The 12,423-nt window shown below is 38.4% G+C and carries 14 protein-coding genes and 1 tRNA gene; 7 read left to right on the plus strand and 8 right to left on the minus strand.

Annotated elements, in window-relative coordinates; translation table 11 throughout:
• Nucleotides 1–2: 2 nt before the first annotated feature.
• The 4 genes from thrA to ACFFIP_RS08450 all read right to left on the minus strand — a co-directional run bounded on the left by thrA (nucleotide 3) and on the right by ACFFIP_RS08450 (nucleotide 4,772).
• Nucleotides 3–2,456: a bifunctional aspartate kinase/homoserine dehydrogenase I gene (gene thrA / locus ACFFIP_RS08435; RefSeq protein ID WP_382387152.1), complete on the minus strand. Its 2,454-nt coding sequence runs from the start codon at nucleotides 2,454–2,456 to the stop codon at nucleotides 3–5.
• Nucleotides 2,457–2,938: 482 nt separating this feature from the next.
• Nucleotides 2,939–3,391, minus strand: a complete 453-nt coding sequence (locus ACFFIP_RS08440; protein WP_382387154.1) for a nuclear transport factor 2 family protein — start codon at nucleotides 3,389–3,391, stop codon at nucleotides 2,939–2,941.
• A complete protein-coding gene (locus ACFFIP_RS08445; protein ID WP_382387155.1) occupies nucleotides 3,391–4,077 on the minus strand; it encodes a head GIN domain-containing protein in 687 nt (228 codons plus the stop codon). Before ACFFIP_RS08445 ends, ACFFIP_RS08440 begins: the two co-directional genes overlap by 1 nt.
• Before the next feature lie 17 nt (nucleotides 4,078–4,094).
• Nucleotides 4,095–4,772 (minus strand): SDR family NAD(P)-dependent oxidoreductase, encoded by a 678-nt coding sequence (locus ACFFIP_RS08450; protein ID WP_382387156.1) that lies wholly within the window; start codon nucleotides 4,770–4,772, stop codon nucleotides 4,095–4,097.
• Nucleotides 4,773–5,090: 318 nt separating this feature from the next.
• On the opposite strand from ACFFIP_RS08450, the gene ACFFIP_RS08455 reads away from it, so the two are divergent.
• The 3 genes from ACFFIP_RS08455 (at nucleotide 5,091) to ACFFIP_RS08465 (ending at nucleotide 6,684) form a co-directional block, all read left to right on the plus strand.
• Nucleotides 5,091–5,879, plus strand: a complete 789-nt coding sequence (locus ACFFIP_RS08455) for a mechanosensitive ion channel family protein (protein WP_382387157.1) — start codon at nucleotides 5,091–5,093, stop codon at nucleotides 5,877–5,879.
• Complete coding sequence (locus tag ACFFIP_RS08460) at nucleotides 5,863–6,195, plus strand: MGMT family protein (RefSeq protein ID WP_382387158.1); 333 nt, start codon at nucleotides 5,863–5,865, stop codon at nucleotides 6,193–6,195. Before ACFFIP_RS08455 ends, ACFFIP_RS08460 begins: the two co-directional genes overlap by 17 nt.
• A 117-nt stretch (nucleotides 6,196–6,312) precedes the next feature.
• Nucleotides 6,313–6,684 (plus strand): helix-turn-helix domain-containing protein, encoded by a 372-nt coding sequence (locus ACFFIP_RS08465; protein ID WP_382387159.1) that lies wholly within the window; start codon nucleotides 6,313–6,315, stop codon nucleotides 6,682–6,684.
• Here the strand turns inward: ACFFIP_RS08465 and ACFFIP_RS08470 are convergent, their stop codons facing one another.
• Nucleotides 6,685–8,127: a sodium:solute symporter gene (locus ACFFIP_RS08470; RefSeq protein WP_382387160.1), complete on the minus strand. Its 1,443-nt coding sequence runs from the start codon at nucleotides 8,125–8,127 to the stop codon at nucleotides 6,685–6,687.
• 53 nt (nucleotides 8,128–8,180) lie between these two features.
• On the opposite strand from ACFFIP_RS08470, the gene ACFFIP_RS08475 reads away from it, so the two are divergent.
• From ACFFIP_RS08475 to ACFFIP_RS08490, 4 genes are all read left to right on the plus strand, one after another.
• Complete coding sequence (locus ACFFIP_RS08475) at nucleotides 8,181–8,474, plus strand: ATP-dependent Clp protease adaptor ClpS (RefSeq protein WP_382387161.1); 294 nt, start codon at nucleotides 8,181–8,183, stop codon at nucleotides 8,472–8,474.
• An 11-nt stretch (nucleotides 8,475–8,485) separates the two neighbouring features.
• Nucleotides 8,486–9,106: a recombination mediator RecR gene (gene recR, locus ACFFIP_RS08480; RefSeq protein WP_382387162.1), complete on the plus strand. Its 621-nt coding sequence runs from the start codon at nucleotides 8,486–8,488 to the stop codon at nucleotides 9,104–9,106.
• Nucleotides 9,107–9,243: 137 nt separating this feature from the next.
• A tRNA-Ala gene (locus tag ACFFIP_RS08485) sits at nucleotides 9,244–9,317 on the plus strand.
• Between the two features lie 43 nt (nucleotides 9,318–9,360).
• On the plus strand, nucleotides 9,361–9,615 hold the full coding sequence (locus ACFFIP_RS08490) for a GIY-YIG nuclease family protein (protein ID WP_382387163.1): 255 nt from the start codon (nucleotides 9,361–9,363) through the stop codon (nucleotides 9,613–9,615).
• 19 nt (nucleotides 9,616–9,634) lie between these two features.
• Here ACFFIP_RS08490 and ACFFIP_RS08495 read toward each other — a convergent pair whose 3' ends face one another.
• The 3 genes from ACFFIP_RS08495 to ACFFIP_RS08505 all read right to left on the minus strand — a co-directional run bounded on the left by ACFFIP_RS08495 (nucleotide 9,635) and on the right by ACFFIP_RS08505 (nucleotide 12,170).
• Complete coding sequence (locus ACFFIP_RS08495) at nucleotides 9,635–10,639, minus strand: hypothetical protein (RefSeq protein ID WP_382387164.1); 1,005 nt, start codon at nucleotides 10,637–10,639, stop codon at nucleotides 9,635–9,637.
• 171 nt (nucleotides 10,640–10,810) lie between these two features.
• Complete coding sequence (locus ACFFIP_RS08500; RefSeq protein WP_382387165.1) at nucleotides 10,811–11,380, minus strand: Pycsar system effector family protein; 570 nt, start codon at nucleotides 11,378–11,380, stop codon at nucleotides 10,811–10,813.
• A gap of 214 nt (nucleotides 11,381–11,594) precedes the next feature.
• Complete coding sequence (locus tag ACFFIP_RS08505) at nucleotides 11,595–12,170, minus strand: pyridoxamine 5'-phosphate oxidase family protein (RefSeq protein ID WP_382387166.1); 576 nt, start codon at nucleotides 12,168–12,170, stop codon at nucleotides 11,595–11,597.
• Nucleotides 12,171–12,423 lie beyond the last annotated feature (253 nt).

The following is a 12,423-nucleotide window of genomic DNA, read 5'->3' on the forward strand; positions in this document are numbered from 1 at the left end:
CATTATCTGGTATAATTACCTAAACGGATGACATCTGCAAAAACCCCTGCGGCAGTCACATCTGCACCTGCACCAGGACCTCTGATGATCATCGGAAAATCATGGTACCGTTCTGTTGTGAAGAGAATCATATTATCACTTCCCTTTAGGGTATAAAAAGGATGGCTGCCATCAAGGGAATTCAATCCAACTTTGGCCTTGCCACTTTCGAGGACAGCCATGAAGCGCAATTTTTCCCCTTTCTTTTTCGCTTGATTGAGGATTTCTTCAAATTCTGCATCATGGGCTTTCAACTTGTCAAAAAACTCTTCAACATCTTTGGTCTTCACACAGTTTTCCGGAACCATACTTTGAATACTGATGTCCTCAAAATGAAGATCCTGTTCCGCTTCTCTTCCCAAAATCAGGATTTTCCTGGCAACATCCATACCACTTAAATCGTCTCTAGGATCAGGTTCTGTATATCCTTTTTCTTTGGCTTGTCTTACTACCTCGCTGAAAGGAATACCCTTTTCAAATTCAGAGAAAATAAAATTCATAGAACCGCTTAACACAGCTTCAATTCTGATTACTTTATCTCCACTTAGGATCAAATCCTGCAGAGTGTTTATAACAGGAAGTCCTGCTGCCACATTGGTCTCATAAAGAAATTTTACCCCTCTCTTATAAGCCAATTTTTTAAGTGACTTGTAATTATCCAATGAGCCAGAATTCGCCTTTTTGTTAGGTGTGACTATTGGAACACTTGCCTCCAAGACCCTCTCATAAATATCCGCTACTTCCTGACTTGCCGTGCAGTCTACAAAAACAGAGTTGGAGAAATTCATTTCCTCCATCTGAGAGATGAAATTCTCAAGATCCATTGGTCTGGAATCCTCTGCATCTTGTGGTTCGGGACAGTTTTTCAAATCAAAACCATCTTCATGAAAGGCCATAAACCTAGAGTTGGCAATCCCATGAACCTGTATATCCAAGTCATTTTCGCGCTGAAGTTTGTCACGCTGATTAGCGATCATTTTGATAAGCGCTTTCCCAATCAACCCTACACCGACCAAGAACAAGTGCAATACCTTATTGTCAGACAAGAAAAAGGCCTCATGAAGTACATTGAGGGCTTTTTGCAGGTCAGCTTGGGAAACAACTGCTGAAATATTTAATTCAGAACTACCTTGGGCAATCGCATAGACATTGACATTATTTCTTCCCAAAGACTGGAACATCCTTCCGCTCGCCCCTGGATTATGCTTCATGTTTTCACCCACTGCAGCCACTATAGCCATCTCAGAAACCACCACCACAGGGTCCATCTCACCATTTCTGATTTCAAAATGAAATTCTTTTTCGATGGCTTCTTTAGCTTTTGGCGCTTCAGCTGTCCTAATTGCTACACATACACTATGTTCAGATGAAGCCTGACTGATCAACACCACATTGATACTGGCATCTGCCAAGGCTCCAAAAACCCGTTTACTTACATCCACCACATCAATCAGCCCGGTCCCCTCAATATTCAAAAGAGAAATCCCTGACATAGAAGAAATCCCCTTGATCAGTTTACCAGCAGGGTGATCGCCATTAATCAAAGTGCCGGGATTTCCTGGCTCAAATGTATTTTTGATATAAATCGGAATTCCCTTTTTCATCGCCGGCTGCATGGTAGCCGGGAAAATTACCTTTGCACCAAAGTGGGACAATTCCTTGGCTTCACTGTAAGTCAGCTGGGGTATGGTAAAGGAAGTGTATACCAACCTAGGGTCAGCAGTCATTACACCTGAAACATCCGTCCAAATTTCCAAGGAATCTGCCTGAAGAGCTGATGCAAAAATGGCAGCTGTATAATCAGACCCACTTCTTCCAAGTGTTGTGGTCTCGCCTTTTTCGGTTGAAGCAATAAAGCCTGTAATGACTTTTAGGCCTGGATTATGATGAAAGAAATCCAGTATCAGGTCATTGGTCATAGGAAAATCCACTTTGGCATTACCAAAGCGATTATTGGTTCTGATGACTGTTCTGGCGTCCAAATAAATAGCAGGATAGCCCTCCACCTTCAGGGCTTCTGACAGGATATAGGCAGAAAGCCTTTCTCCAAAACTTCCTACATAATCTAAGGTCCTAGGCGAACATTCTTTGATCAGGAAAATACCATGATAAAGATCTTCAAGTTCATTGAAGCGTACTTTCACAAAAGTCAACACTGCTGATTGAAGCTGTATCGGAATCAATTCCTTAACAATATCAAAATGTCTTTCTTCCTGGGCTTTGATTTGATCGATATAACTCCTATCCCCCATCATGGCCTTCTCGGCACTTTTCAGCAAAATTTCTGTTACCCCACCGAATGCGGAAAAAACAACAGCAATCTCTTCAGATTGATTTGCTGATTTCAGAATTTCAAAAACCTTTCGGATATTTTGAGTATTGGCAACTGAAGAACCTCCAAACTTTAAAATTTTCATAACGGAATAGGCTGAATGATATAAATATAGAGAATAATGACCTTAATTGGTCCTTTTGAAAGGGGCTATATGTTGGAATAAAAACGGGATTAACCCGTAATGGCAACAATGGTAAAAAACATGGTGTAAACCATACCCATCCCACAGCACATCCCGAAATATCTCCCGGTTGGATTCCTTTTCATGAATTTGTTTGCTGTGTTGAACATCTTCTAAAACTTTACACGACAATCTTAAGGACAAAATCCCAAAAAGCAAAAACGTTTTATTGTTTTTTCAAAAAATAGACCAAAAAATTAACATTAACCCAATAAACAGAACATTCACTTAATTAATAAATAAATTACAAGCTAAAATAGCTTACTTAAAAGCATTCACAAAAACCTTATCCTGCGAATTGCCTGAAGAATTGAAAAACAAACCAAAAGTTCCTTAGATGTATAAAAGAAGCGGCTGTCCCTAATTTGGAACAGCCACTTTTTTTAATTACAACCTTCTTTTCGTCTGGTATCAATCACATAGGTAATTTTCCATCCTTCTGCTGTCTTTATCAGCTGAAAGGAATTCACTCCACAATGACTGAATCCATCATTGACATAAAATTCATACGCGGTCCAGGCAGATGCCATTTGCCCATCAATTTTTATTTGATAATCCAAAATCCTTTCATCCAGCACTGTATTAGCCGGAGTAGTAGCTATTCTGTTGACAAAATCCTGAACAGAATTGGATCCCAAAGTCGCTCCTGACTCTCCTGCAATCACTGTTTGCATACTTGCATCCGGATGAAAAGATTGCATAACTAAATCAGGATTTTTCTCCTTCATACCTACGAACATAGAGGCGATTACTTGTTTTACATTTTCTTCCTCCTGAGCCTTTGCAGGAAAGGCCAAAAAGGAAAACATCAATGATAGGATTATTAGATGTTTCATTAGTTTTTAGAAATATTACCCCCTGTACTTGTTTTCACATTCACTTCTTTCGGATTGCCTGTATAATATACTTTAGCTGCGGTGGCTGCTGAGCCCTGTATTTTTCCATTAGTTCTAAAATACACGGTTGAAGCAGTATTTGCCAAAACTTCCACATTATCTCCAATTAATTTTTTGGCATCAATCTCTGCATTGGTAAAAGCCCTGATTCCAAGACCATCTACTTTTCCCTCCACATATATTTTGGCATTTGTAGCCGCTTCAATATTGAGCACATCCGCTTCTAAGTTGGCTTCAAGATAGGCACTTGTGCCCGCATACAGATACGCCTCTTCCGCAACAATTTTGTCTTTGGCAATCACCGTTGCACTGGTAGTCGCTTCAATTCCCTGAATATCCACATATGTCACCACCACTTCAACGGTGTGGTTTCTGAAGTTACCTCTTGCCAATCTTACCTCCAATGTTCCATCTACTATAGAGGTTTCGACTTTTCCGATTTCTATTCCCAAAACAGTAATCTCGACTTTATTTTGATCTCCGCGAACCAATTCGGCTTTGATGGAATTGGAAATTTTCACAGCATCAAAAGATCCCAAGTTCCTGGTTTCTCTTTGCGTTTGGGCATGAGCTCCAATAATCAGAGAAAAGAACAATAAGAAAGTTAAATAATAGGTCGTTTTCATTTTATTAAAGGGTTTGATTACACTCCTCCGTAAAGCTTAAAGGTCATATTCCTCAATGCAGGGTTATTGACCGCATAATGCATAGCCTCTGCAATATCAGCAGGAGCTACCCATAGAGAGAAATTTGAATCCGGCATCGCAGATCGGTTTTCTGGGGTATCAATAATACTTGGTACAAAGACATGTGCCCTTATTCTGGTATTCTTGGCCTCTTCAGCGACATAGTTTGCAAGATTCATCACCATACTTTTACTCAAAGCGTATGCCACAACTCCTATTCCGTCTTCAGCCTGGAGAGCGGGACGTGCTCCTACGAATAAAAAATTCCCAAAATCAGCCTTTTTCATCACAGGAAGAAAGTATTTAACCATATTAAAAGCCGAAAAAAAATTCAGCTTTACCATTTTTTCAATATCCGAGACTGATGTTTTTTCGATATCTCCCATAGCAAATCCGCCCACCAAAAGTGCGATAGCGTCCACTTCTCCGTATTGCATCTGGTATTCGCTTGCAAATTCCTGAACTGCATCGGGATTAATTACATCGACCTCATAGACGTCGTCTGCTTCTTCCACTTCGTCACCCGAATCAGGTTGGATGATGGCTATAACCCTATAACCTTCCCTTTTAAATTTGCTTACCACCTCCAACCCCAAATTTCCTGCAGCACCTGTGATGATAATATTCCTTTCCATATTTACATTTGTTTGTTTTAGTCAAAATTTATTTAGATTATCCGTAATTATACCAGCTAAACATATTATACAGAGCTAACCTCTGATTTCGAACCAATATCAATGAATAACTTGTCCGCCGAGGAGGATCCCATATCAATAAATATCGGTTTGCTAAATAGCCACCTCTAATTTAATTAGTATTGGAATTAAGTATATACATAAAATTTATAATTCAAATCTACTATGCCCCAATCTAAGTCAGTTTTTAGACTTGCCGAAATAAAGAAATTACGCAATTTCATTTTCAAGCTGCTTATCTACCTTGGCTTATTTATCATGAGTACGATTTCTGATCCGTTTATTGATTGGATCTCCGCCAGACCAGGGCTTTCCAACGTAATTACAGCAATTCTTTTCCTTCTTGGAGCAAATATCCTCATTTCTTTGGGAAGAATAATCACAGCAAGAATCTATCTTAGAAAACAAGAAGGTGAAGAACTGCATCCCAATTTTCTTTTGGGGATCAATTGGATTTCCAATATACTAAATTCAATCGTATTCATCTCTGCACTTATCATGGCTTTTGGTTTAAGGCCAGTAGAGTTCTTGACTAGCTTAACCATTGTTGCTGCCGCCATAGCCATCGTTACTAAAGATTACATCACCAATACCATCAATGGTCTGATCATCATGTTTACAGATCAATTTTCTTTGGGTGACACTATCAAAATCAATGATCAAAAGGGGATCATAAAAGATATCACTTTAATGAACACTGTACTTAAAAGAGATGATGGACTGACCATGATGATTCCAAACAATCTTATGCTTAGCACACATGTCATCAATTACAGGTTTACAGACCGAAAGGATGTGGAGTTTTTATTTGAGGTACCCATTGGGTATAAAATGGGGTTGAAGGAAATCAAAGAAAAAATTGAACCCAAACTATCAAAAAGGCTGGAATCAAAAGAAATTTCAAAATTCGTTGTAGGATTGGGTGGTGTGTTCGAAGAAAAAATAGCCTTTAAAATAATTGTGGGAATTGCCCCTGAAAGAGAGCCTGAGATCAGGGAAGAGTTTGATGAAATCTTATTGGAACTATTGTATGCAAAACAGGGATAATTTCTTTGATTTGGTATATCAGGTAGTGAGGCTTATTCCTAAGGGAAGAGTAACTTCCTATGGAGCCATTGCCAATTACCTAGGGCTAAAAAGTGGCGCACGCATGGTAGGATATGCCATGAACGCCTCTCATAGCCAAGCAGATATCCCGGCACATAGGGTGGTCAACAGAAATGGGGTTTTGACAGGTAAACATCATTTTCCACATCCTGAATTCATGCAGCAACAATTAGAATTAGAAGGCATAGAGGTGAAAAATGATAAAATTTTAGATTTCGAAAAACATTTTTGGAATCCTAATGAGTTAAACAACTAGTATTTAACACCTATTAGGGATGTTTTTTAACAAAATCAGATATTTTTCAACATTTTTTTTTAAATCAGGCTAAATGTGTATGCTTTTTGTACTTGGTCTAAAAAACATTGTTGAATTATGGAAACAGCCTTGAAAAGTCACATTGCAGAAAACCTTAGAAAACACAGAGTTCTAAGAGGTTACACTCAGGAATATATCGCTGAGTATCTTGGAAAAAAGGATTACACCGCCTATTCCCGTTACGAGCAGGGAAGATCAAACCTGAAAATGGAAGATGCTATCAAGTTGGCAGAACTTTATGAAGTAGATGTACAGGAATTAATCTCTATCGCACCTACTGTAACCAATCATGTAGAAGGTCCGAAGAAGACAAATGGAAGCGGTCAGATTTCAGTACTCGTGGACTTGGATGGCACCCAAAACAGTTTGGAAAACAACATCTCCAAATTAAAAAAAATCAATGAACTGATAGCCCGACATGAACTTTAATCATTTTTTCCTTATCAAATACAATCCCGTGAACATCAACAATCCGTTTAGGATTAATACTTCAAAGCCAAACTTATATCCCCAAAGCAATTTTTCGGAGTTTTGGCTGATCAAATACGCTATGAGAGGCGCCGCAACAGCAATGTAGGGCACCCATTTATCTTTCACCTGATTTTTGGTGAATAGGCCAAATGCATATAAGCCTAACAATGGGCCATAAGTATATCCTGCAATGATAAATACCGCATTGATCACACTTTGATCATTGATCCACCTAAACATCAGAATAACCAAGAACATCAAAAGTGTAAATGACAGGTGAACTTTTTTACGGACACTCACCTGTTTTTCTTTGGTATACTTTTTTTCTATTTCTAGAAAATCAAAACAAAAAGAGGTGGTCAATGCGGTAAGCGTGGAATCGGCACTTGAATAGGCCGCAGCAGTGATTCCTAACACGAAAACTATTCCCGCAAAAGCTGAGAAGTGCTGGGTAGCCAACATTGGATAAAGATCGTCTGTTCTAGCAGGAAGCGCAATGCCATGCTTTTCAGCATATAAGTACAATAACACTCCCAACGACAGGAAAAGCAGGTTGACAAAAACCAAGATCACAGTAAACCAAAACATGTTTTTCTGCGCATCTCCTATGTTTTTGCAGGTCAGGTTTTTTTGCATCATATCCTGATCTAAGCCTGTCATCACGATGGTAATAAAGGCACCTGAAGCAAATTGTTTGAAAAAGTTAGTTCCTGATTGCCAATCCCAGTTGAAAATTTCTGACCTTGAATCATTGGCTATCGTACTCACAAATGTGGTTACATGGATAATGCCAAGATCTTTTCCAATGAGGTAAATACTCACCACTACTGCCAAAAGCATAAATAATGTCTGCAGGGTATCTGTCCAAACGACAGTTTTTATCCCTCCTCTATGGGTATATAGCCAAATAAGGGAAACAGTAATCAAGACTGAAACCCAAAAAGGTATCCCCCACTGATCAAAAAGAATAAGTTGTAAGACTCCTGCCACTAAAAATACCCTGATGGAGGATCCCAACGTTCTGGAAAGAATAAAGAAAAAAGCCCCAGTTTTATAGGACCAAAAACCAAACCTTTCCTCCAAATATCCATAAATAGAAACTAAATTGAGCCTATAATAAAGAGGCAAAAGCACTTTGGCGATGGTGAAATACCCCAAGGTATAGCCTAGCACTACCTGAAAATAATGGAACTGGGTATTGCCAATTTCTCCGGGTACAGAAATAAAGGTTACCCCTGATAGAGATGCCCCAATCATTCCAAACGCTACTAAAAACCAAGGCGATTGCCTGTCTCCAGTAAAAAAAGTATCTGCTGAAATTTTCCTGGAAGTAAACCAAGAAATCATAAACAACAGGGCGAAATAAGAGGTTATGACGATTAAAACTAGCTTTGAATCCATAGCAACTTGAAAAGACAATTCGCTAAATTGTCTATAATAATTAAATTTGCAAAATGAATCATCATACACAACCTTATCCTAAGTTTGAAGAGGTCGAAGTATTGTTGGAAGAGTTGATTGATACCGAAGAAAGCGAATTAGTGGTTTTCAATGATGACATCAATACCTTTGATCATGTGACCAAAATATTGATAAAAGTGTGTCAACACACTCCTGAACAAGCAGAACAATGTACTCTGATCATTCATTACAAAGGCAAATGTACCGTCAAGAAAGGGCGTAGGGCAAAGTTAAAGCCTATGTGCGAGGCTATTCTGGATGCAGGCATACAAGCTGCAATTATCTAAACACCCAAACTGTGAATTTCCCCTCAAAACTTATAGAAAATGCGGTCAATGAAATCAGTAGACTGCCAGGAATAGGCAAAAAAACTGCATTGAGGCTGGCGCTACATTTGTTGAAGCAAAAAGAATCGGTCACCGAGGAATTGACTCTTGCCTTAAATGCTTTAAGAAAAGATGTAAACTATTGTCAATCCTGCCACAATATTTCAGACGCGAAAATCTGTAGTATCTGCGCCAGTGGAAGGCGAGACAAGTCCATTATCTGTGTTGTGGAAGATATTCCAGATGTCCTGGCCATTGAAAATACCGCTCAATACAATGGACTTTACCATGTCCTTGGAGGTGTAATTTCCCCCATTCAGGGTATTGGCCCAGATGATCTTAAAATAGAATCACTTTTACATAGAATCATGTCCGCTAGCGAATCAGAAAAAGTTGAAGAGGTGATTCTTGCGCTACCCGCAACTATGGAGGGCGACACCACATCATTCTTCATCACTAGACGGCTTAAAGAGTATGGTGTTAAAGTAAGTACTATTGCTAGAGGAATCCCAATTGGCGGAGAACTTGAATATACAGATGAAATCACCTTAGGGAGAAGTATCCTGACGAGGGTAAATTATTCTGCTGATTGATAAATTTCCTTTGCGCAATTAAAATCCATTTCTATATTTGCAGTCCCTAAGGGGGATTAGCTCGGTTGGCTAAAGCGTCCCGACAGCTGTCGGGAAGGTCATCGGTTCGAATCCAAACAAATAAAAAAGAATTAAAGGGGGGATTAGCTCAGTTGGCTAGAGCGCTACACTGGCAGTGTAGAGGTCATCGGTTCGAATCCGTTATCCTCCACTAAAGCTTGCGGATATCGCAGGCTTTTTTTTTATTTTTAAACATGTATGTAGTTTACATCCTCTATTCTTCAAAAACAGACAAATATTACGTAGGATCCACTGACAACCTTCACGACAGGATAAAACACCACAATTACGGAGCTACACCCTCAACAAAATCTGGGGCTCCAAACTGGATTTTGGTTTACTATGAAACCCTAACCGATAAATCTTCCGCTTTAAAAAGAGAACTGGAGATAAAACGCAAAAAATCAAGAAAATACATTGAGTGGCTTATCCAAAACCATAAATATTAAAACAGTTAGGTTCAAAGGGTTACTGCGTCCTACAGGCAGAAAAAATTTCTTCTCTAAATCTTTTATCATTCTTCAGAATATCATAAAACTCCGTGATATACTTTTTCATTTCCGTGATCTCCCTTGGATTAATTTCTTTAGAGCTACTTTCAAACGAGGCCCACACCTCAGTTTCTTTCTCAAGATAATGAGCCCTCACAAATTCAAAAAGTGCCTCATCCCTGCAAAAACCCCTGTAGAGTCTTGTTCTAACTGATGTGATCGGTAAAAATTCAGGCGTCTCTGAATAGGGTGCATTGACGAATCCGGACATATCAAAATCATAAATGAGCGGAATATATGAATTGTCCATCAACTTCATTACTGTAACATTATGCTGCGCATTTGAAGACCAATCCACATTACCGATAAAAAACTGGTAAAAATCGTGAATTACTGAAACCGTATCCTTCATTCGCAATGGATGCAAATTAAGGTCCTTTACAAGGTTCCCATTAAAACGCTGTGCTATCAGTTCATCGTCTTCAATCAATATCGCTTTTAGATCATAACTTTTCTGTTGCTTATTCCCTTCATCTGTCAGACTTAGATTGACCAGTTTCGTATTGAAATGATATTCACTGATAGGCTCGAACAACTTATAGGTAATGTATTCTTTGATCAAATAGTCATTAGCGTCTTTGGCATTTTGGCATGGCAACACCATTTTCAATGTCTTATTACCTTGAAAAGGAGTATTTTTAGCCTCTTTTGACTTCATTTTAATCTTAATAGGGGTAAAATAACATTTATCACGCCTAAAATTTCCTCTTGCCCTCAATGAAATATGAAGAGAATCCCAAGTATCTCCTCCCTGTCTATACAATAAAATATTGGGATTATATCCCCCCTCTCCTTTTCTTGATTTTGTCTCCTTGAAGGAAAATTTTAACTTGAGATCTAAAGGTTCCTCCTCTGAAAATATTGGAGGAATTCCTCCATTTTGGGCGCTGGCAGTGGGAAAAGCCGAAAATTGGATAATCAAGACAAATATGATTGATGCCCGCCAAAAGTTTAAGGGATAACGCCTTGAACTTGATTTAAAAAAATATCTCTTTTCTGTATGTTGCATAATATGAAATTTTTGGGCCGTTATAAGTTAAGAAGAAATAAAAATTTAACCAACTGAATATTTGATAGTTAAATAAACATTTTCCTAAAATTCAGCTATGGAATAAATCAAAAATGTCATGACCGCGATGGCAAGTCCAATGATAAAGACATTATAGGCGTAACCCAATAAGTTATACTTATTTTTCAACACTTTCCCCTGATAGAAAAGCGTGATGGCCATATGATTGTTGATCTCCTTTTTTGAGGGCAAAATCCTATCCATCTCCACCAAATAGTCGTCCAAGGAATAGTTTGAGCTTTCCCCAAAAAACAGCAAACTGTTTTTCCCATTATTTTGCACAGGCTTTTTATCATCCAAAATCTTAGGTTTAGCTGCCTGTACCGCCAAAACTGCAGAAGTAAAGCAGGTAATCAAGATCAGGATTATCGGAAAAATCATTTTTGTCCCATAAAGGTCTAAATTGTCTGATATGGAACCATAACCGGTAATGGCAATAATGGACGAAATAACAAGGGCATTGATACTGATCACCATGTTGGCTTTATTGTCAGCAATCTGTAAGAGATTACAATTATTCTTAAAAGCTACTCTAAAAAATGTCTGACGTTCTCTTTCAGACTTTTCTTTTTTAACAGGTATTTCTTCTTGCATAAATGATTGTTTTTAAAGCCATAATTTACAAAATAAATTTTCTTGACAATCTTTTTCAAAACAATTGATTATTCACACATATACTCAACTTACTCTTCTCACACAACGGAAACTTACATCCTTCTGATTTTTCTTTGGTAAAGAAAGCACTCTTGCCATCGCTCTTGATAGAAAAAACTGTACTCTTAAAAAAATTCTGAACTTTATAAAAAAACTATGGTGCTAACCAAGAACCGTCCCAATCCCCATCATTAAATGTAAACTTGGCCCTCAAATGCTCCAATCCATCAAGTTGCAGAACTTCTAATACCAAGGGCTTTACCTGTATTACAGAAAAATAATCCGGTTTCTCCAATTGATCGGACCAGCTAAAGGCATCCTCCGGTTGGTCAATGACTGTACCTGGAGCCAAACAGCTATGATATGCCTTTTGCGCCAAACCGTGAACACGGCTCCAATGCTTCTGTACCACATCATTTTTATGGTGAAGCACAACAGTACCATTGACACGAACTTGCACCCTTTTTTGTGATGAGTAAAAAAGTAGAGACACCCTAGGATCAAGTTCAATGCTTTTTACTTTTTCGGTTCTTTGATCGGTATAAATAAAAAAATTCAATTGCTCATCAATCATCCTGAGCACAACATACCGTGACTCCGGTCCTACATCACTCAATGTTCCCAATACTACAAATCTAAAGGGATGTTTATTGTCCAATGCTCCGCGATACAGTTCATGTTTAACAGTTGAAAAGACTTCTTTCAGATCAATCCATTTGTTGATAAGCATAATCGAAAACAAAAGTTAGTGCAGAATTTTTGACGTTAATATGATAACCGCACAGGATACCAAAAGTTTGGTCTCCTCTCAAAGAAAGCCATTCTGATTTCTTCCAACTGATCAAGGTAATCTACATAAAAAAAGGGGCTGTCCGAAAAGGGCAGCCTTTTTTATGCTGCAATTTTTTGATTTTGAAAATCTAAAGTCATGATTGGGGATTTTTGATTAGATTTTTTCCTTGACACGTATAATACTGGTCGAC

Source organism: Fontibacter flavus (assembly GCF_042432905.1).
Taxonomy (GTDB): Bacteria; Bacteroidota; Bacteroidia; order Cytophagales; family Cyclobacteriaceae; genus Fontibacter; species Fontibacter flavus.

What these genes read in the sequence shown, in the direction of transcription:
- ACFFIP_RS08500 (WP_382387165.1), bottom strand. Translation starts at nt 11,380, where the DNA reads ATGCAAGAAGAAATACCTGTTAAAAAAGAAAAGTCTGAAAGAGAACGT.
- ACFFIP_RS08490 (WP_382387163.1), top strand. Translation starts at nt 9,361, where the DNA reads ATGTATGTAGTTTACATCCTCTATTCTTCAAAAACAGACAAATATTAC.
- thrA (WP_382387152.1), bottom strand. Translation starts at nt 2,456, where the DNA reads ATGAAAATTTTAAAGTTTGGAGGTTCTTCAGTTGCCAATACTCAAAAT.
- ACFFIP_RS08460 (WP_382387158.1), top strand. Translation starts at nt 5,863, where the DNA reads ATGCAAAACAGGGATAATTTCTTTGATTTGGTATATCAGGTAGTGAGG.
- ACFFIP_RS08465 (WP_382387159.1), top strand. Translation starts at nt 6,313, where the DNA reads ATGGAAACAGCCTTGAAAAGTCACATTGCAGAAAACCTTAGAAAACAC.
- ACFFIP_RS08470 (WP_382387160.1), bottom strand. Translation starts at nt 8,127, where the DNA reads ATGGATTCAAAGCTAGTTTTAATCGTCATAACCTCTTATTTCGCCCTG.
- ACFFIP_RS08440 (WP_382387154.1), bottom strand. Translation starts at nt 3,391, where the DNA reads ATGAAACATCTAATAATCCTATCATTGATGTTTTCCTTTTTGGCCTTT.
- ACFFIP_RS08445 (WP_382387155.1), bottom strand. Translation starts at nt 4,077, where the DNA reads ATGAAAACGACCTATTATTTAACTTTCTTATTGTTCTTTTCTCTGATT.
- ACFFIP_RS08450 (WP_382387156.1), bottom strand. Translation starts at nt 4,772, where the DNA reads ATGGAAAGGAATATTATCATCACAGGTGCTGCAGGAAATTTGGGGTTG.
- ACFFIP_RS08455 (WP_382387157.1), top strand. Translation starts at nt 5,091, where the DNA reads ATGAGTACGATTTCTGATCCGTTTATTGATTGGATCTCCGCCAGACCA.
- ACFFIP_RS08505 (WP_382387166.1), bottom strand. Translation starts at nt 12,170, where the DNA reads ATGCTTATCAACAAATGGATTGATCTGAAAGAAGTCTTTTCAACTGTT.
- ACFFIP_RS08475 (WP_382387161.1), top strand. Translation starts at nt 8,181, where the DNA reads ATGAATCATCATACACAACCTTATCCTAAGTTTGAAGAGGTCGAAGTA.